We start from the raw sequence: 18,809 nt of genomic DNA, 5'->3' as shown, positions 1-18,809 counted from the left end.
ACGATTCCACGATCCAGCTTCCCTCGTTCAAGCATCTTTCATCACCCATGCTTATTTTACCATATAAATGCGAAAAAGCCCAGCTATGCTCGACTTTTTCGACAGCCTGAGAGCCGGGCCGTCTTCCGACGGCCCGGCTCTTTGTCCATCCGTATAATCTCTCCCGTTCCGGGCACACTGACCCAAGAAAACCTTGGGAGGCATCTCTATGGAATACGTCAACGCGTTTCTCTGCGGCGGCATCCTCTGCGCCATCGGACAGATCCTCATCGACAAGACAAAGCTGACCCCCGCCCGCATCCTGACGGGCTACGTAGTGGCGGGCGTCCTTCTGGGGGCCGTGGGCGTCTATCAGCCCATCGCCGACTGGGGCGGCGCCGGGGCCACCGTCCCCCTGACGGGCTTCGGCTTCTCCCTGGCCAAGGGCGTGCAGAAGGCCGTGGCGGAGAAGGGCTGGCTGGGTGTCTTCACCGGCGGGCTCACCGCCACCGCCGGGGGCATCGCCGCCGCCGTGGTGTTCGGCGTGGTGATGGCCCTGATCTTCAAGCCCGGCGACAAGCGATGAGCCCCGGTGTCCGGAAAATCAAAGACCGTCCCGCCATCAGGCAGGACGGTCCTTGCCGTTTCATGGAGAATGTTTACGCGAACAGGGCGTTGAAGCTGCTGACGATGCCGTCGCAGCCGCCGTTCATGCACACCAGCATCACATAGTTCCCGTTGGAGACGATCTGCGTGCTGTTCTTCCACGCCTCCACCGTGGCGGGATAGAAAGCCCCCTGTTCGATCTGGTAGTCGATCCGGGACTGGAAGATGTCCTTCACCGTCTGGACGTCGCCGGCGGAGGCCGTCTCCACCAGGGCGATCTCCGCCCCCACGGCGGAGATCATGGGGGTGTACACCAGGCACTGCCTGGGCTTCAGGTCGTTCAGGCCGGGATACAGGGCGTCCAGGGTGTCGCCGGTGAGGGCGGCCATGGCCGGGAAGTTGTCCCCGGCGCTGACGGTCTCATAGAACGCCGCCAGATCCACGGACTGGGCCGTCTCCGTACCGCCGGAGGAGGAACTGCCGCCGTTGGAGGAGCCGGACTGGCCGCTGCCATTGTCCGGCTTTTTGTCCGGCGTGGAGGCGGGCTTCTCCGCGGGCTTGCTCTCCGGCTGGGACGGGGCGGCGGGCTGCTGGTCCGCAGGCTGTTGGTTTTCGCTCTGTTCACCCTCGGGCTGCTGGTCTTCCGGCTCCGCCGTCTCCTCGTCGCTCTCCGCCGGAAGGGATACGTCTCCCGCCGCGGGGACAGAGACGTCCGGGCCGGAGGACGCGGCGCCGTCCTTTTCGCCGCAGGCCGTCAGGGCGGCCGCCAGGGCCAGGGCCAGCATCAGTGTCATCCATCTTTTTTTCATGGGTTTCTCCTTTTGTTTCATGTTCTGGAGATACAGACGGACGGAGAATCAGAAAAGTTCCCGGCGCTCCGGATTTTTTTTCACCGCCGTCACCACCACCGGCAGGTCCACCACGTTCACCCGCTGCCGCAGGGCGTATTCCACGGTGTACCGGGTGCCCCCCGCCGTGCCGTCGCACACGGCGATGAGCAGAGACGCATGGTCCACCAGATACCGGTTCCGCCGCTGCATACAGTCCCGGGTGTAGTGATCGGACACCATGGTCTCGTAATCGCAGGCCCGCACCAGCGTCCGGTAGCGGACCTGCTCCGCCTCCGGCCACTCCGCCGCCTGGGTGGGGCAGGGGATGGCCGCCTCCACCGTCACGTCCGGATGCCGGGCCCGGAGGGCCAGGACACACTCGCAGAAATAGAGGTCGCAGCCCTGGGCCATACCGCAGAGGAAATGGCGGTAGCCCTCCTGATAGGCGGTGTCCACGGCGTCCCGGATGCGGCGCTTCAGGTCCACGCACCGGGGGTCCCGCTCATTGTATCTCCAGGGCAGCTTGCCGGGCCGGTGGCCGGTGAAGCTGCACGACGACGGTCTTCCCCGCACGGCGGGTCCCCCCCTTCCTCCGGGACGGTCCGCCGCGGCGCCGTCCCCCTTTTTGCCTTTTATTATAGAACATCTGTTTCTGCCTGTAAAGGCTTATTTTGGGGGTTGCAATTTCGATGATCCTGTCGTATACTACCGTCAGAAAACAACTGAATTCTTTGTCTTCAGGGCGGGGTGCGACTCCCCACCGGCGGTACAGTCCGCGACCGGCGCGTCCTTCGGCGCGTCCGCTGACCCGGTGAAACTCCGGGACCGACAGTAACGGCCTTTCCGGTGCCGAAGTCTGGATGGAAGAAGATGAGTGCGGCGGAGCCGCGCGCCGTTGGTGCGCTCCTTTGCTGTTGATTCACCTTGGAGATCCCGCAAAGTATCCAGGGTGTTTTCAGACAGTAAAAAGGAGTGTTTTATTATGTCCGATCCCACCGTCCGCGCCGCAAGCCGCACCAGCGCCATGTCCCGCACCCACAAGCTCACCGTCACAGCCATGCTGTCCGCGGTGGCCTTCGCCCTGATGTTCATTGAGTTCCCCATCCCGGCGCTGATCCCGTCCTTCGTGAAGCTGGACATCTCCGATCTGCCGGAGCTGCTGGCGGCCTTCTCCCTGGGCCCCGTCTACGGCGTCACCGTCACGTTCCTGAAGAACCTGCTACACATCCTCATCAAGGGCACCTCCTCCGCCTATGTGGGCGAGCTGTTCAACTTCCTGATGGGCTCCGTGTTCGCCTTCTCCGCCGGTATGATCTATCAGTGGAAGAAGTCCCGGAAGACCGCCCTCATCGGCTCCGTGGCGGGCGCCGTCCTCATGGCCGTGCTCTCCGTGCCCCTGAACTACTTCCTGGTCTATCCCGCCTATGTGGTGTGCTACGGCCTGCCCCTGGACGCCATCATCGGTATGTACCAGGCCATCCTGCCCTCCGCCGACAGTCTCATCAAGTGCCTCGTCATCTTCAACATGCCCTTCACCTTTTGCAAGGGGATGCTGGATGTGGCGCTGTGCTTCCTGATCTACAAGCCCCTGTCCCCCCTTCTGCACAAGTAAGAGGAACCATATGTACGGCAGGCGCTGCGGCGTCTGCCGTTTTTTCCCTTTTGATTTTCCAATATCCCCCAGAGAGGAGCTATGAAGTATGGAACCGGAACTGCTGACCACCGGTACTGCCCCCACAATTGAATTCCCGGAGGAGACCGGCGGCGCCGTGCCGGACGCCCCCGTCACAGATACCCACGTATCGGACGCCCCCGCCGAAGCATCGGAGGGCGTCTCCCAGGAGACGGAGGCGCCCCGTTCGCCCCGGTTCCGGCGGCTGCAGGCCTTCCTGCTGCACCGGGAGAACGCCGCCCGGGCGGTGTTCGTCATCGGCCCCTGGCTCACCTATCTCATGGTGGAGTACCTGAACAACAACGACCCCTTCCACTCCCTGACTACGGAACAGGTGGCCCTGAACCTGATGTGGTACTATCTGATCTTCTGGCTGTTCCGGCTGGTGCTGGGCCGGAAGGGTCTGGCCGCCTGGACCGCCTCCGCGGCCTGCTTCCTGTTTGCCCTGGCCAACCACTATGTGCTGACCTTCCGGGGGCGCATCATCTTCCCCTGCGACCTGTTCAGCATCGGCACCGCCGCCAACGTGGCCGGGAACTTCGACTACACGCCGGACAAAAACGTCTGGATCGCCGCCGGCATCCTGGCGGGGTACTGGGTGCTGCTGCTCCTGGGCCAGCTGGTATTCCACCCCAAGGGACGGCAGAAGCTGCGGCTCCCGGCGGCCATCGCCTCCTGGGCGGCCATCGCCGTGTACTTATACGTGTTCTTCTGCACGCCCCTGCTGCCCACCATCGGCATCTACGCCCAGCAGTGGAAGACCCAGGCCAACGGCTTCCTGCTGAACTTCATGACCGCCCTGCGGTACAGCTTCGTCTCCGCCCCGGAGGACTACTCGGCGGAGCGGGCACAGGAGCTGGCGAATGAGATCGATCAGCAGCCCGCTGTCTCCAGCGGACTGGAGCTGCCGGAGAATCTGGTGGTGATCATGAACGAGTCCTTTGCGGACATGGCCGCCGCCTTCCCCAATCTGGAGCTGACGGAGGACCCCCTGCCCTTCTTCCACAGCCTGACGGAGAACACCGTCAAGGGCACCATGATCTCCCCCGTCACCGGCGGCGGCACCGCCAACGTGGAGTTCGAGTTCCTCACCGGGGACTCCCTGGCCTTCCTGCCCTCCTCCACCGTGGCCTATCAACTGTACTGCTACGACGGGATGCCCTCCCTGGTGTCCCAGCTGAAGAAGCTGGACTATCACGCCATCGCCTTCCACCCCTATCTGTCCTCCGGCTGGAACCGGACCTCCGTGTACCCCTGGATGGGCTTTGACCGGCAGTTCTACCAGGAGGACGTGGAGAATCCCCGGCTCATCCGGAAGTACGTCAGCGACTCCAGCGACTATGAGCAGCTCTATCGCTGGACCGATGAGACCGAGGGCCCCGCCTTCCTGTTCAACGTCACCATGCAGAACCACAGCGGCTACGCCCAGGGCTGGAACAATCTGGACCGCTCCGTGGAGGCGGCGGCCCCTGACGGCGCCTCCTCCAGCGCCGTGGCCCAGTACCTGTCCCTGGCGAAGGAGAGCGACAACGCCATCCGGGAGCTGATCGAGCACTACAGTGCCAGCGACGAACGGACCATGGTGGTGTTCTTCGGCGACCATCAGCCGCCTCTGGGCAGCGACTTCTACAAGGCGGTGTACGGCAAGAATCTGGACGACCGCACCACGGAGGAGGTCTTCCAGGAGTACGCGGTGCCCTTCTTCATCTGGGCCAACTACGACATTCCGGAAGCGGAGGACCTGACCATCTCCGCCAACTATCTGGGCACCCTCACCGCCTATCTGGCGGGGCTGGAGCTGACGGACTACCAGAAGCTCCACTGGGAGATGATGTCCCAACTGCCGGTGGCCACCACCATCGGCTTCATGCTGCCGGACGGCACCGTCACCGACAGGGAGGACGATCTGCTGGAGGAGGCCCGGACGCTGTACGAAGCCTACCGCATTCTGGCCTACAACCACCTGTTCGACGAGGACAACCACCCGGATGGGTTCTACGACTGAGAAAACGCCCGCCGCGTGATCGCGGCGGGCGTTCTGCTTGTCGAAAAACCCTGTCTGAAGGAAAAGGGTCCTTTTTTGCAGGGGGAGTACGAGGGGGCGGGAGCCCCCTCGTGTTGGATTGAATGCCTGCAAAAAGCCTGTGTCAGCAGGCGTTTGCGCCGCGCAGCGGCAGCTTTTCGGCCCGCGGCGCGGGCAGAAAAGCGAGGATTTGTGAAGGCTGTCGAAAATTACCTACGGAGTTTTTCTAAAGCGTTAACGCCCGCCGCGTGATCGCGGCGGGCGTTCTGCGCTTACTTATGGGGCGTCTACTCCGGCGTCCCGCTCCCATTCGGGCAGACGCATCCGGTAGAGGTACTGTCCGCCCATGAGCTTACCGAACCGGAAGCGGTTGGCGGCGGACTCGAACAGCACGTACAGCTGGCCGCCGTCGTACACCGTCTCCTCGGAGTAGGGCGGCAGATGGAGGACGTCCACGCAGCTGCCGGTGTCCAGATAGTAGATGGGGATGGGGGTTCCGTCGTTCCAGTAGATGCCGTGGGGGCTTTGCACCACGGTCTTCCGGTCGTGGAAAAACAACTGGGAGCTGTTGCGGAAGCTGGAGGCCGACAGGACGATGCGTCCGTCGCCGGTGACACAGGTGCCCTGGACCCGTTCCGGGATGGAGTAGGCCCGATCCGGCTCCGGCTCCACGCCGAACTCCGCCTCGCCGTTCAAGGGATAGGACAGCAGCACCGCCGTGTTGCGGTCCCCGGCGGGGGTGGTGATGTGGTGGGACTCCTCGGTTTTGAACCGGCCGTACTCATACTCCCCCACCAGCAGATGGTCCTCCGTCAGATAGCAGAAGGAGGCGGCGTTGTCCGTCTTCAGCACCCCCAGCACGTTGGCCTCATAGGAGGCGCTGTCGAAAATGTCCGCCGAGGGCAGGACGTAGCAGTTCCCGCCGCTGCCCGCCAGATAGGTGAAGGGCCCGTTGGTGCAGATGCCGCCGGAGTGGCTCACCAGGGGCTTTCCGTCCCTGTCCACCACCCGGATCAGCCGGGCCGCGCTGTTGGCCTTGATATAGTACAGCCGGGAGACGCCGGTGGTGGAGATATAGCCGCTGATGAGGAACTCTCCGCCGCCGCAGGCCTCCAGTCCCTGGGGCACGAAGTTCTCCGCCAGGCCGGGGATGTGGACGTCCGCCACGGCGGCGCTGTAAAATTCGTTGTAATAGACGCGGAAGCCCAGCCAGAAGATGCCCAGCGGCGCCAGCACCGCCAGGATCATCAGCGCCGGCAGCCGCCGGAGCCATTTCCGGCTCCTTCCGTTCTCTCTTGATTGTCTCACGGACGGTCCCCTCTCTCTGCATACCGGACTCACCGGCCGCGGCCGGTCCGGCAGACAGTAGTATAGCACATCCCGCCGGAAAAGAACAGCTCCCCCGGCGGCGCCTCTTTGTGCAGGTCAACGGGGAACTGGAAAAAAACGGCGGTCATTTTGTGGATTTCTCTTTCCTATCCCGTCGGTTTATGCTATCATTCACTTATATGACCCATGCTATGAGCGGCCGGGACGGCCCGTGGATCGCTGTATCCGCCGTCCGCCGATGGAGGTTTTTTTATGCTGATGGAACACGATGCCGCCCTGGATGCCAGCGCCGCGCTGGAACGGGCCTTTCAGGAGCCGGGCTTCCTCCGGCGTCTGCGGATGAACCAGGCGGACGCCCGCCGCCTGCTGGAGCAGGTGAACTGGAACGCCGCCCTGCGGCCCCTGCTGCCCATCCGGCAGCGGCTGACCTGCGGCCAGGTGCTGGAGCTGTGCCGCCCCATGCTGTCCGCCGCCGCGCCGGAGCCGGAGGAGGGCTGGCTGCCCTTCGCCTATCACACGGCGGTGTCGCTGCTGTATCCGGAGCTGGACCGGAAGCACTCCGCCGCCCAGACCGACGCCGCGCTGTGCTTTTTGCAGGTGCTGCGGGTACTGCTGGACATGGAGCGGCGGGACCTGCCCTTCGACCCCCAGTACGATTTCGCCTTCTGCACGGAGGAGGAGATCCGCCGCAGCTTCGTGGCGGAGGAGTACCGCCGCTTCCTGACCCGCTTCCGGGAGGAACACGTCTACGAGCTGCTGCGCCTGGGCCGGGAGGTGACGCCCTTCCGCACCCTGGAGCACATCGCAGGCGTCCACCACGTGTCCATGACCGTAGCCCGGGCCTTCGAGGCCGCCGGCGGACTGGTGGATCTGGCCCTGATGAGCGGCGCCGCCGCCGGCCACGACATCGGCAAGTTCGGATGCAAGGCCGGTGAGCGGGTGCCCTATCTCCACTACCACTACACCAACCAGTGGTTCTCCCAGCGGGACCTGAACACCATCGGCCACATCGCCGCCAACCACTCCGTCTGGGATCTGGAGATCGAGAACCTGTCCGCCGAGTCGCTGATCCTGGTGTACGCCGACTTCCGGGTGAAGCAGTCCCGGGACGAGAGCGGCAACGAGATCGCCCGCATCTACTCCCTGGCGGAGGCCTTCGACGTGATCCTGGCCAAGCTGGACAACGTGGACGACGCCAAGCGCCGCCGCTACCGCTTCGTCTACTCCAAGCTCCACGACTTTGAGGAGTACCTGCTGTCCTTCGGCGTGGACGTGACGCTGCACGGCAACGACACGCCGCCCCTGCCCCGGAAGGACGCCGCCCTGCTGACCCCCGACGAGGTGGTGTCGGCCCTGCGGCGCACCGCCGTGGACCACAACATCCGGCTGATGCACAGTCTGACCCATGACCAGCTGTTCGCCAGCATTCTGGAGGCCGCCCACAGCGAGAAGGACCTGGGCCGCCTGCGGGCCTACGTGTCCGTGTTCGAGGAGTATTTCACCTATCTGTCCTCCTCCCAGAAGGACCAGACCCTGGACTTCCTGTACGAGCTACTGATGAATCCCGACGGCGACATGCGCCGTCAGTCCGCCACCCTCATCGGCCGCATTCTGGCGGGGTATCACTCCGGCTACAAGAAGGAGCTGCCCGCGGGGTCCGCCCCGGACCCGGAGGACGACCGGCCCTTCCAGCGTTGGGCGGAGTATCTGGAGAAGCTCATCCGCCCCGACGGGCTGCTGACCCCTGCCCAGACCAGCAAGATCCGCTACACCGCCAAGCTGGTGGTGGACGCCCTGCTGGAGAACTGCTCCGACGCCGACGTCTCCCGGTTCGCCGCGGAGCTGCTGCGCCACTACACCGACCCCGCCCAGGTGGACGTGGACACCGCCTTCGCCCTGCTGGATACGGTGGTCAGCTTCCCCGCCAGCCGCTGCGACGAGGCCACAGTGCTGACCCTGGCGGACTTCGCCTCCTACTGGCTCCGCACCGGGGGACTGCCGGAGCGGGCGGCCGCCCTGCGGCTGTTTCTCCACCTGCTGGCCGTCCGGCCGGGGGACGAGGTGCTGCGGCAGCGCATTGCCGGCGACGTGCTGGCGGCAGACTGCCAGTCCTCCGCGCCGCTGCTGTTCCTCCAGGTCCAGCTGGGCCGCGCCCTGGGCTCCGACGTCTCCGCCCAGGAGCGGGAGCTGGCAGACCCGGACGTGGTCAGCAACGTCTTTCTTGACAACCTGAAGACCGCCACCCACTGGGTGCTGAAGGCCGTGGGCGTGGAATACCTGCTGGATCAGGTGGAGCGGGGCATCAACCCCAACGTCCTCCACATCGCCACCCACTTCTCCAATCTGATGAAGGTCAGCGAGCACGTGGTGGTGCGGCGTCTGGCCGGCGGGTCCCTGCTGGCGCTGGCGCCGTCCCTGACGCCGGACCGGCGGAACGAGATCGCCGTGGAGCTGTCCAAGTCGTTGGAGACCGGCCAGTCGGAGATGTCCAAGTACATTCCGGAGTACCTGGGCCGGTTCGCCCTGTGGCTGACCCCCCGGGAGCTGGACGAGGTCATCGCCCAGATGCAGTCCCTGCTGTCCTCCCCCAGCGACAGCGTGGTGGCCGCCGCCCTCAGCACCATCGGCTCCATGCTGGAGTACTACGCGGTGTACGGCGGCCGGTTCCATGAGGAGGAGGACGTGCTGGAGGCCCGCCGCCGCCAGCTGATGGGCCTGCTGCTGCGGGGCCTGGCGTCCTATCGGGAGCCGGTGCGCCAGGAGGCCCTGCGGATCCTTGGCGAGGGGCTGTACGCCTCCCAGACCCTGTCCTACGTGGAGAAGACCAGCCTGTTCACCCTCACCGCCAAGAAGGTGCTGTGCCTCATTCAGGAGGGCGACGAGGGGGATCTGATCTTCTTCTACACCGCCGCCGCCCTGTCCCACATCTACCGCTTCATCGTCCTCCACCGGATCGAGAGCGGTCCCTTCCAGTTCACCATCCCTCACAAGGCCGCCTTCTTCCCCGGCACCTTCGACCCCTTCTCCCTGTCCCACAAGGGCATCGTCCAGAACATCCGGGACCTGGGCTTCGAGGTGTATCTGGCCATCGACGAGTTCTCCTGGTCTAAGAAGGCCCAGCCCAGCCTCATCCGCCGCCAGCTGGTCAGCATGTCCATCGCCGACGAGTTCGACGTGTACCTGTTCCCCCACGACATCCCCGTGAACCTGGCCAATCCCGGCGACCTGAATCGCCTGCGGGAGGTCTTCGCCGGACGGGAGCTGTATCTGGCTGTGGGCTCCGACGTGGTGGCCAACGCCTCGTCCTACAAGGCGCCCCCCTCCCCCGGCTCCGTCCAGAACATGAACCACATCGTCTTCCGCCGGGCCAGCGACAACGACGGCCATGAGATCGAGGCGGACCTGACCCGCATCCGGGGCAAGGTGCTGCAGCTCCAGCTGCCCACCCATCTGGAGGACATCAGCTCCACCCGCATCCGGGAGAACATCGACCTGGGCCGGGATATCTCCAACCTCATCGACCCCAGCGTGCAGGACTTCATCTACCGCAACAGTCTGTACCTCCGGGAGCCCCAGTACAAGCAGCTCATGCGGGTGGGCGCTTTGGACTTCTCCTACGCCGCCCATCCCGGCGAGGGACTGGTCCGGGAGCTGGAGGAGTTCCTGGCGGCCATCGGCCGCCGGGTGAAGCTGGACCCCCGGGACGCCCTGATGATCCTCCGGGACCGCACCGGCCGTGGCCGCATCCTGGGCGTGCTGTCCATGCGGGTGGTGAACACCGTGGGACTGTACAGCGCCCTGGGCGACGCCCGGCAGGCCAACTACATCCGGGCCCACTCCGCCGGACGGGTGTGCCTGCTGACGGGTCTGTATGCCCAGCCCCATCCCGGCGGAAACTATGACGTGCCCCAGCTGCTGCTGACCGACGCCCTGGTGCAGGCCCTGTCCGACGACTGCTGCTACGCCGTCTACGCTCCCCGGGAGTCCTCTCCCGCCGAGGTGGACGATCTGATGCGCCGCACCGGCTTCCTGCCGGTGCCCGCCGAGCCGGGGGACCGTCCCCTGATGCTGGTGGACATGCGGGCGCCGGTGGCCGTCATCCAGAACATCCCCACCACCCTGAAGGAGCCCTTCGCCTCCGACCGCAATGTGCTGGCCGCCGTCCGGAAGGCCCACGTGAAGTTCCAGGCCGCCATCACGGAGCTGTATCCCGGCGGGCTGGTGCTGTCCCTCAACGCGGAGGTCATCTACCACCGGCTGGTGCGGAAGATCGTGGAGATCAACGGCGTCCCGGCGGAGCCCACCCATCCCCGGGTGCTGGGCCCCAAGATGTGCGTCCCCTTCGGCAAGATCCTCCGGGGCAACGCCATCCCCAACACCGTCACCAAGACCATCCACACCGACAAGGTCTTCGCCCCGGACCTGCGCTCCTTCACCATCGAGGCCTTCCCCGGCTACGCCCCTCTGGAGAGCCAGATCCGCACCATCAAGTCCTTCCGCCGCCCCGTGATCCTGGTGGACGATCTGCTCCACTCCAGCAACCGCTTCCAGGTGCTGGACCCCATGCTCCGCCGGTACGACGTGCCCATCGACCGGGTGCTGGTGGGCGTCATGTCCGCCCGGGGCCGGGACCTGATGGCGGACCGGAACATCGCCGCCGACTGCGTCTACTTCATCCCCAACCTGCGGGCCTGGTTCATCGAGTCCACCATGTATCCCTTCATCGGCGGCGACACCGTCAGCGGCGCCAAGCCCTCGGTGCCCGGCCTGACCCCCGCCGTCAACCTGATCCTGCCCTACGCCTTCCCCAACTTTTACAAGGAGTGCAGCCACCAGACCGTGTTCCGGTTCTCCCGGGCCTGCATTGAGAACTCCCGGGACATTCTGGCCTCTCTGGAGACCGCCTACCGGGAGCGGTTCGCCCGGAACCTGACCCTGTCCCGGCTGAACGAGGCCGTCATCCTGCCGCTGTCCCCGGACAAGGGCAACTGTCTGGCCTACGACCCCAACCTGCCCGCCTCGCTGTGCCTGGACAACGACCTCCAGGCCCTGCTGCGGATGCGGAACGTGCTGGAATAAGGCCCATCCCGCCAAGCGCCTGTGACCGGACCGGTCCGGAAAGGAGCCGCCGCCATGAAAGCGAAACGAACCCTCCTCCCCGTCCTGCTGCTCCTGCTGGCTCTGGCAGCCGCGGGACTGTTCGTCCTCCGGGACGCCGCCATGCTCTATCACGGGCCGGTGACGGAGGGTGCCCAGGAATATTATGTCAACAGCCTCAGCCGTCGGGCCTTTGCCGGAAGCTGGCTCTGGGACGGCGACCCGGACCACATGACCGTCACCGTCCCGGACAGCGTGGACGGAGTGGCCGTCACCGCCCTGGGAGGATACTATGGCCGGGGCGTGCCCGTCCGGTTCGGCGTGACCCTGCCGGAAGCGTACCGCTCCACCCTGGAGCCCAGTCCGGACATACCCCTTGCGGAGGAGCTGGTGTTCACCGTGGAGCTGGGGAAGTCCGTCACGGAGATCCACGCGGCGGACACGGGCTATGACACTGTGGCCGTGGGCACCGGCGCCGCCGTGGCCCGGTATCACGTGTCCTACCGCTATGTCTGTGACGCGGAGAACCCCGTCTTTTACGCAGAGGACGGCGTGCTGTACCGCCGGGACGACGGCCGGCCCGCCCTGTCCTGAAACGATTTTCTTTGCCTGAAGGAGAGATCACCCATGTACTGCTATTCCCTTGATGATACCACGGCTGCCTCCCTGCTGCCGGACCTGCCCCTTTCCCACGCGGACGCCCCGGCGGAGACGCCGCAGCGGTTCCTGGTCAGCCGGGACCCGTCGGACGGCCGCGCCCTGTTCTGCGTCTCCGATCCCCGGCAGCTGGCGGCGGAGACAGACGATCTCCGGGCGCTGGACCCCGGCCGCATCCCCAACCCCGCACCGGAGCTGCCGGAGGACGTGCTGCGGGCCATCGGTGAGCGGCGGCTGTCCGCCGTCAACGTCCGCCATCCCAGATGGCGGGAGGCCCTGACCTTCTGCCGCCCCCGCACCGGCAAAAAGCGGGTCCACATTCTGGCGGTGGGCGACGTGGGCAGCACCCTGCTCACCGCCCTGAAGCTGGCGGGCGGCGACTGCATCGGCACCATCGGCATCTGCGACCTCAATGAGAGCACCGTCCGGCGGTGGGTGGCGGAGATGAGCCAGATCTCCGCCCCGTGGGACTACGATGCCTTCCCGGAGGTGGTGGCCGTGGACCTGGACCACCTGTTTGAGTGCGACGTGTTCGTGTTCATCGCCACCAAGTCCATCCCCGCCGTGGGCAGCGGCGTAAAAGACGTGCGGATGGCCCAGTTCGAGGCCAACCGGTCCATCGTGGCCCACTACGCCCGGCAGGCCCGGGCGGCGGATTACCGGGGGCTGTTCATCGTCATGAGCGACCCGGTGGACCCGTTGTGCAAGGCGGCGTGGCTGGCGTCCAATGAGGATGAAAACGGTGCGTGGGACGGACTGGGCCTGCTGCCGGAGCAGGTCCACGGCTTCGGTCTGGGCGTCATGAACGCCCGGGCGGCGGCGCTGGCCAAGCAGAACGACGCCTACCGCTCCTTCCTGACGGAGGGCCGCAGCTTCGGCCCCCACGGCCAGGGGCTGATCATCGCCAACTCCGTGGCGCACTACGACGACGATGTCTCCCAGGCGCTGACGAAAGAAGTGGTGGAGGCCAACCTCCGCATCCGGGAGATGGGCTTCAAGCCCTACGTGGCCCCGGCCATCTCCTCCGGCGCGTTGCAGTTGCTTCTGCTGCTGCGGGGCCAGTGGCACTGCGGCTCCGTCCATCTGGGCGGCGTCTGGTTCGGCTGCCGGAACCGCTACACCCCCGCCGGTCTGGAGACGGAGGCCCTGTCCCTGCCGGACGGCCTGTTCGCCCGGCTGCGGGAGACGGAGCAGATCCTGGCCGGGATCATCTGACCCGGGGCGCGTTCCCGGCAGGCGCTCCGGAAACTCGATTTGGAAGGAGACAGCCCCATGTCTGATCTGCTGACCGTCATCTGCCCCGGCGGCATCGCCGGGGAACGGTTCACCACCACGCTGGAATACGCCCTGAAGGGCCATCCGGCCCGGGTGCTGACCCGGCTGGAGGGGCCCGTCTCCCATGCCCGCATCCTGTTCGCCGTCCCCCTGGACGACGCCGGCATGAACGACGGACTTTGGCCCCTGCTGGCGTATCTCCGGCGGCATCCCGGCTGTCTGGCCGGGTCCGTGGGCGGCATTCTGGTGGACGGCCCCAGCGACCTGTACACGAAAGCCGCCGCCCGGGATCTGGCCCTGGCGGCCAATCAGGCGGGGTGCCTGCTGGTGGGCCGGCCCCTGGTGGAGGCCACTGGGGACCTGCGGAACTTCACCGTCCAGGCGAAAAACGCGGACTGCTCCCTGGAGGACGCCTACCGTCTGGCGGCCCGGGATCTGGCGGCCCGGATCCTGGACTTCGCGCCGGTGCGGCATCCCCGGCCCCGGATAACGGTGCTCCACGCCTCCAGCCGCCGGACCTCCAACACCCTGGACCTGTGGGGCGCGGTGCGGTACCGGCTGGCGGACCGGTGCGACATCACGGAGATCGGCCTGCGGAACGGCACCATGGAGGACTGCGCCGGGTGCCCCTACACCACCTGTCTCCACTTCGGTGAGAAGGGCGGCTGCTTCTACGGCGGCGTCATGGTGCAGGAGGTCTATCCGGCGGTGCGGGACACCGACGCCCTGGTGCTGCTGTGCCCCAACTACAACGACGCCCTGGCCGCCAACCTGACGGCGGCCATCAACCGCCTGACGGCCCTGTACCGCACCACCCCCTTCACCAACAAGGCCGTCTACGGCATCGTGGTGTCCGGCTACTCCGGCGGCGACATCGTGGCCCGGCAGCTCATCGGGGCGCTGTCCATGAACAAGGGGTTCTATCTGCCCCCCATGGCCTGCCTGCTGGAGACCGCCAACGACAAAGGCTCCGCCATGCGCCTCCCCGGCATCGAGGACCGTCTGGCCGCCTTTGCGGGCCGGATGCGGGAACAGCTGTGTACGTGAAAAGGGACCCGCTGTTTTGCGGCGGGTCCCTTTTGTCCAATTCAACGATTTACCGCAGTGAAATTTCAGCAGTCCGCCAAAATCAAAATTGGCCCTTGACATTTCCGCTTTCCGGGGAGTATACTCTCCACAAGTTCAAAGCAGAAAACCGATGACGCAGACGAGTAAGCAGAGAACCCCTCTTTCAGAGAGCTGCCGGTGGTGGGATGGCAGCAGAGACGGCTCTGACGAATGGACTGCGGAGGGCGGGCTGAACGCGTGAGCCAGTAAGCGCCGACGGGCTTTTCCCCCGTTATCAGGGAAAGACGTGTGATGGCACGTCGCCGAGCGGGCGAGGAATTCGCCAATTTGGGTGGCACCGCAGAAGTTTCAGACTTTTGTCCCAAAGGACCCTATTCATTTAGGTCCTTTGATGGGACAGAGGTCTTTTTTGTTTCCTTTTCCCCAAAGGGCCGCAGGACGAAAGGAGACACACCATGAAGTACGACAACAACATCCCCTACAAGATCTATCTGGAAGAGTCCGAGATGCCCGCGGCCTGGTACAACGTCCGGGCGGACATGAAGGTCAAGCCCGCGCCCCTGCTGAATCCCGGCACCGGCCAGCCCATGGCCTTTGAGGATCTGCGGCCCGTGTTCTGCGACGAGCTGATCCGCCAGGAGCTGGACGACGATACCGCCTATATTCCCATCCCCCAGGAGATCCGGGACTTCTACAAGATGTACCGTCCCGCCCCGCTGGTGCGGGCCTACTGCCTGGAGGAGAAGCTCCAGACCCCGGCGAAGATCTACTACAAGTTCGAGGGCAACAACACCTCCGGCTCCCACAAGCTGAACAGCGCCATCGCCCAGGCGTACTACGCCAAGATGCAGGGGCTGAAGGGCGTCACCACCGAGACCGGTGCCGGCCAGTGGGGCACCGCCCTGTCCATGGCCTGCTCCTACTTCGGCCTGGACTGCAAGGTGTTCATGGTGAAGGTCAGCTATGAGCAGAAGCCCTTCCGCCGGGAGGTCATGCGGACCTACGGCGCCTCCGTCACCCCCTCCCCCTCCGAGACCACCAACATCGGCAAGGCCATCCTGAAGGAGCATCCCGGCACCACCGGCTCCTTGGGCTGCGCCATCAGCGAGGCCGTGGAGGCCGCCACCTCCACCCCCGGCTACCGCTACGTGCTGGGCAGCGTGCTGAATCAGGTGCTGCTTCACCAGTCCATCATCGGTCTGGAGACCAAGGCGGCGCTGGACAAGTACAACATCGTCCCCGACATCATCATCGGCTGCGCCGGCGGCGGCAGCAATCTGGGCGGCCTGATCTCCCCCTTCATGGGCGAGAAGCTCCGGGGCGAGAAGGACTATCAGATCATCGCCGTGGAGCCCGCCTCCTGCCCCAGCTTCACCCGGGGCCGCTTCGCCTATGACTTCTGCGACACCGGCAAGGTCTGCCCCCTGGCCAAGATGTACACCCTGGGCAGCAACTTCATCCCCTCTCCCAACCACGCCGGCGGCCTGCGGTATCACGGCATGAGCTCCATCCTGTCCCAGCTGTACCACGACGGCTACATGGAGGCCCGCTCCGTGGAGCAGACCAAGGTCTTTGAGGCGGCGGAGCAGTTCGCCCGGGTGGAGGGCATCCTTCCCGCCCCCGAGTCCAGCCACGCCATCCGGGTGGCCATCGACGAGGCGCTGAAGTGCAAAGAGACCGGCGAGGAGAAGACTATCGTCTTCGGCCTGACGGGCACCGGTTACTTCGACATGGTGGCCTACGAGAAGTTCCACAACGGCGAGATGAGCGACTATATCCCCTCTGACGCCGAGCTGGAGGCCAGCTTCGCCACCCTGCCCCAGGTCCCGGGCCAGGAGTGATACTGATTCTTGATGAAAAAGTTTCATCAAGAATCCCGCGTGCTGCGCACGCTCGAATTGTGCAGAGGCACAATTCGGCGTCTCATAAAAACTGAACGCGCTTCGCGCTATAAAACGGTTTGAACCGTTTTAATCAGTTTTAATATATTTTTTCCCAAAATAGCAGCAGGCGCGCGGCAGTTTGCCACGCGCCTGTTTCGTTATGCCTGCGCGTCTCCGCGCTTCCGCCGCAGGAAGTACCCGCCGCACAGGGCGATCTGTACCACGGTGGAGGCGGGGGTGGACAGTCCCAGATGGAACAGCGATCCCGGCGACAACCGGCTCACGAGGAACGCCATGGGCAGCCGGACGCCCAGCGCCCCGGCGAAGCCCTGGAACATGACGAACACGGTCTGTCCGCAGCCGTTGAAGTAGCCGGTGAAGCAGAACAGGAAGCTGGTCAGCAGACAGTCGATGGCGTAGGCCTTCAGATACTCCCAGGCGGCAGCGATGACCGCCGTGTCCCTGGCGAACAGTCCCGCCAGCACGTCCCCGTGGAAGAACGCCGCCCAGCCCATCAGCAGTCCCGCCGCCACGGAGGAGGCGATGCCGCAGGCCAGCGCCCGCCGTGCCCGGTCCTCCCGTCCCGCGCCGATGTTCTGGGCCACGAAGGCGGACATGGACTGCATATAGGCGGAGGGCACCAGCATCACGAAGGCGCACATCTTCTCCGCCACGCCCACACCGGCGGAGGCCACGGTGCCCATGGCGTTGGCGATGGCGATGATGGCCAGGAAGGACAAACTCACCAGCAGGTCCTGGAGGGCCACCGGACTGCCCAGCCGGAGGATGCGGCCGGTGATTTCCCGGTCAAAGCGGATGTCCGCCCGGGTCAGGGCAAAGGGCAGCTTCCGGCGGCGGATGATGACCATGGACAGGGCCACGCTGATGCCCTGGGCGGCCACGGTGGCGACGGCGGCTCCCGCCACCCCCATGCCGAAGCCCCCCACCAGCAGCAGGTCCCCGGCGATGTTGAAAAAACAGGCGATGGCCACGGTGATCAGGGGCATGTTGGAGTCCCCCAGCCCCCGGAAGATGCTGCCCAGGATGTTGTAGGCCACAATGAACACCGCCCCCGCGGAGCAGATGCGGACGTACCGCACCGTGCCGTCGAAGGCGTCCGCCGGGGCCTGCATCACCACCGCCATTCCCGGCGCCGCCAGCAGCATGACGGCGGTGACGATCAGCGTCACCGCGGCGAACAGGCAGATGCCGCAGCCCACGGTGCGGCCCGCCTCGTCGGGCCTGCCCTCGCCGATCTTCTGGCCCAGCAGCACCGTGACGCCCATGGCCAGGCCCGTGATGACCATGGTGACGGTCTGCATGATCTGGCTGCCGGTGGAGACGGCGGAGATGTCCGCCGCCGCGCCGAATCTCCCCACCACCTGCAAATCCACCGCGCCGTACATGGCCTGCAGCAGCAGCGCCAGCAGCACCGGCAGCGCGAATCGCAGCAGGGCGGACAAAATGGGTCCCTGGGTAAAATCGTGTTCCCGTTCCATGGTTCTCCTCCTTCTTTCCGGGCAAAAAGAAAAGCCGGCTAAGACCCCGGGCGCACCCGGCATCTTATCCAGCTTTGCGATTGCGATCACAAGCCCTCCGATGAACGTCCTATAATCTAGCACAGCGCCGCCGGATTGTCAAGGCCGCGCCTGAAAAAGCTGGTCTATTCCGGACAAACCCCTCATAGCCTGATAGTGAGCTTACGGGACACGCCTTCACCGGCGTCTCCCAATCCTGTATGAAAGATACTTACGACCGAGGTGTACGATATGGATGAGATCAGCCGCAATCAGGTGGAGCTGGAGGGCCGGGTCCTCACCGCCCCCGTCCTCTCCCACGAAAACCACGGGACCCGCTTTTACCGCTTCTCTCTGTCCGTTCCCCGCCTGTCGGGACAGGCGGACCTCCTGCCCGTTCTGGTGACGGAGCGGTATTTGCCCCTGGCGGCGCCGGAGGCGCCCCTGCGGATCCGGGGACAGTTCCGGTCCTTCAACAACCGCAGCGGACACGGCAGCCGTCTGGTGCTGACGGTCTTCGCCCGGGAGGCGGAACCGGGCACCGGCACGCCGGAGAACCGCATTCTCCTGTCCGGCACGCTGTGCAAGCCGCCGGTATACCGCCGGACGCCCCTGGGCCGGAGCATCTGCGACCTGATGCTGGCGGTGCCCCGCCGGTACGGCCGGGCGGACTATCTGCCGGTGATCGCCTGGGGGCAGCTGGCCTCCCTCCTCAGCAGCCGTGGGGTGGGGGATCGGTTGGCTCTGGAGGGCCGCGTCCAGAGCCGGCTCTACACCAAGGTCACGGAGGACGGCCCCCAGGAGCGCACCGCCTACGAGGTGTCGGTGATGCACCTGACGGAAGAGGATGGCCAGTAACACACAGCGCGCCGG

Annotated in this window: 13 protein-coding genes, 1 riboswitch and 1 other annotated feature; of the genes, 9 read left to right on the top strand and 4 right to left on the bottom strand. The window is 65.4% G+C overall.

Going from position 1 to position 18,809, the window contains the following annotated elements:
* The first annotated feature begins 208 nt into the window (after positions 1–208).
* A complete protein-coding gene (gene spoVAE / locus ACTNBU_RS06210; protein ID WP_441031851.1) occupies positions 209–565 on the top strand; it encodes a stage V sporulation protein AE in 357 nt (118 codons plus the stop codon).
* 73 nt (positions 566–638) lie between these two features.
* On the opposite strand, the gene ACTNBU_RS06205 is transcribed toward spoVAE, so the two are convergent.
* Both ACTNBU_RS06205 and ACTNBU_RS06200 read right to left on the bottom strand, forming a co-directional pair.
* Positions 639–1,394, bottom strand: a complete 756-nt coding sequence (locus ACTNBU_RS06205; protein ID WP_441031850.1) for a DUF4358 domain-containing protein — start codon at positions 1,392–1,394, stop codon at positions 639–641.
* A gap of 48 nt (positions 1,395–1,442) precedes the next feature.
* Positions 1,443–1,988 carry an SLOG family protein gene (locus tag ACTNBU_RS06200; RefSeq protein ID WP_441031848.1) on the bottom strand — a complete coding sequence of 182 codons (546 nt, stop codon included), beginning with the start codon at positions 1,986–1,988 and terminating at the stop codon, positions 1,443–1,445.
* Between the two features lie 156 nt (positions 1,989–2,144).
* A riboswitch (FMN riboswitch) is annotated at positions 2,145–2,291 on the top strand.
* Positions 2,292–2,397: 106 nt separating this feature from the next.
* Between ACTNBU_RS06200 and ACTNBU_RS06195 the strand changes: the two genes are divergently transcribed.
* Positions 2,398–3,027, top strand: a complete 630-nt coding sequence (locus ACTNBU_RS06195) for a Gx transporter family protein (protein WP_441031846.1) — start codon at positions 2,398–2,400, stop codon at positions 3,025–3,027.
* 88 nt (positions 3,028–3,115) lie between these two features.
* Positions 3,116–5,092, top strand: a complete 1,977-nt coding sequence (locus ACTNBU_RS06190; protein WP_441031844.1) for an LTA synthase family protein — start codon at positions 3,116–3,118, stop codon at positions 5,090–5,092.
* Between the two features lie 294 nt (positions 5,093–5,386).
* Here ACTNBU_RS06190 and ACTNBU_RS06185 read toward each other — a convergent pair whose 3' ends face one another.
* On the bottom strand, positions 5,387–6,418 hold the full coding sequence (locus tag ACTNBU_RS06185) for a hypothetical protein (RefSeq protein WP_441031842.1): 1,032 nt from the start codon (positions 6,416–6,418) through the stop codon (positions 5,387–5,389).
* A gap of 273 nt (positions 6,419–6,691) precedes the next feature.
* On the opposite strand from ACTNBU_RS06185, the gene ACTNBU_RS06180 reads away from it, so the two are divergent.
* From ACTNBU_RS06180 to ACTNBU_RS06160, 5 genes are all read left to right on the top strand, one after another.
* Positions 6,692–11,518 (top strand): nicotinate-nicotinamide nucleotide adenylyltransferase, encoded by a 4,827-nt coding sequence (locus tag ACTNBU_RS06180; protein ID WP_441031840.1) that lies wholly within the window; start codon positions 6,692–6,694, stop codon positions 11,516–11,518.
* A 54-nt stretch (positions 11,519–11,572) separates the two neighbouring features.
* Positions 11,573–12,130 carry a hypothetical protein gene (locus ACTNBU_RS06175; RefSeq protein ID WP_441031838.1) on the top strand — a complete coding sequence of 186 codons (558 nt, stop codon included), beginning with the start codon at positions 11,573–11,575 and terminating at the stop codon, positions 12,128–12,130.
* Between the two features lie 33 nt (positions 12,131–12,163).
* Positions 12,164–13,408 carry a lactate dehydrogenase gene (locus ACTNBU_RS06170; RefSeq protein ID WP_441031837.1) on the top strand — a complete coding sequence of 415 codons (1,245 nt, stop codon included), beginning with the start codon at positions 12,164–12,166 and terminating at the stop codon, positions 13,406–13,408.
* Positions 13,409–13,465: 57 nt separating this feature from the next.
* Positions 13,466–14,515, top strand: a complete 1,050-nt coding sequence (locus tag ACTNBU_RS06165; RefSeq protein ID WP_441031835.1) for an NAD(P)H-dependent oxidoreductase — start codon at positions 13,466–13,468, stop codon at positions 14,513–14,515.
* 142 nt (positions 14,516–14,657) lie between these two features.
* Positions 14,658–14,903, top strand: a binding site (T-box leader).
* Positions 14,904–14,991: 88 nt separating this feature from the next.
* A complete protein-coding gene (locus ACTNBU_RS06160; protein ID WP_441031833.1) occupies positions 14,992–16,377 on the top strand; it encodes a TrpB-like pyridoxal phosphate-dependent enzyme in 1,386 nt (461 codons plus the stop codon).
* 200 nt (positions 16,378–16,577) lie between these two features.
* On the opposite strand, the gene ACTNBU_RS06155 is transcribed toward ACTNBU_RS06160, so the two are convergent.
* The gene (locus ACTNBU_RS06155) at positions 16,578–17,918 is read right to left on the bottom strand and encodes an MATE family efflux transporter (protein ID WP_441031831.1); all 1,341 of its coding nucleotides are present in this window, start codon (positions 17,916–17,918) and stop codon (positions 16,578–16,580) included.
* 270 nt (positions 17,919–18,188) lie between these two features.
* On the opposite strand from ACTNBU_RS06155, the gene ACTNBU_RS06150 reads away from it, so the two are divergent.
* Entirely contained in the window at positions 18,189–18,794 is a 606-nt protein-coding gene (locus ACTNBU_RS06150; protein ID WP_441031829.1) for a single-stranded DNA-binding protein, read from the top strand.
* Positions 18,795–18,809 lie beyond the last annotated feature (15 nt).

The sequence above is a fragment of the Dysosmobacter sp. HCP28S3_G4 genome, assembly GCF_052065175.1.
Taxonomy (GTDB): domain Bacteria; phylum Bacillota; class Clostridia; order Oscillospirales; family Oscillospiraceae; genus Oscillibacter.
The sequence above is the reverse complement of the archived record's forward strand: the minus strand, read 5'-3'. Positions and strand labels throughout refer to the sequence as shown.

What these genes read in the sequence shown, in the direction of transcription:
- ACTNBU_RS06205 (WP_441031850.1), bottom strand. Translation starts at nt 1,394, where the DNA reads ATGAAAAAAAGATGGATGACACTGATGCTGGCCCTGGCCCTGGCGGCC.
- ACTNBU_RS06155 (WP_441031831.1), bottom strand. Translation starts at nt 17,918, where the DNA reads ATGGAACGGGAACACGATTTTACCCAGGGACCCATTTTGTCCGCCCTG.
- spoVAE (WP_441031851.1), top strand. Translation starts at nt 209, where the DNA reads ATGGAATACGTCAACGCGTTTCTCTGCGGCGGCATCCTCTGCGCCATC.
- ACTNBU_RS06170 (WP_441031837.1), top strand. Translation starts at nt 12,164, where the DNA reads ATGTACTGCTATTCCCTTGATGATACCACGGCTGCCTCCCTGCTGCCG.
- ACTNBU_RS06190 (WP_441031844.1), top strand. Translation starts at nt 3,116, where the DNA reads ATGGAACCGGAACTGCTGACCACCGGTACTGCCCCCACAATTGAATTC.
- ACTNBU_RS06195 (WP_441031846.1), top strand. Translation starts at nt 2,398, where the DNA reads ATGTCCGATCCCACCGTCCGCGCCGCAAGCCGCACCAGCGCCATGTCC.
- ACTNBU_RS06160 (WP_441031833.1), top strand. Translation starts at nt 14,992, where the DNA reads ATGAAGTACGACAACAACATCCCCTACAAGATCTATCTGGAAGAGTCC.
- ACTNBU_RS06175 (WP_441031838.1), top strand. Translation starts at nt 11,573, where the DNA reads ATGAAAGCGAAACGAACCCTCCTCCCCGTCCTGCTGCTCCTGCTGGCT.
- ACTNBU_RS06165 (WP_441031835.1), top strand. Translation starts at nt 13,466, where the DNA reads ATGTCTGATCTGCTGACCGTCATCTGCCCCGGCGGCATCGCCGGGGAA.
- ACTNBU_RS06150 (WP_441031829.1), top strand. Translation starts at nt 18,189, where the DNA reads ATGGATGAGATCAGCCGCAATCAGGTGGAGCTGGAGGGCCGGGTCCTC.
- ACTNBU_RS06180 (WP_441031840.1), top strand. Translation starts at nt 6,692, where the DNA reads ATGCTGATGGAACACGATGCCGCCCTGGATGCCAGCGCCGCGCTGGAA.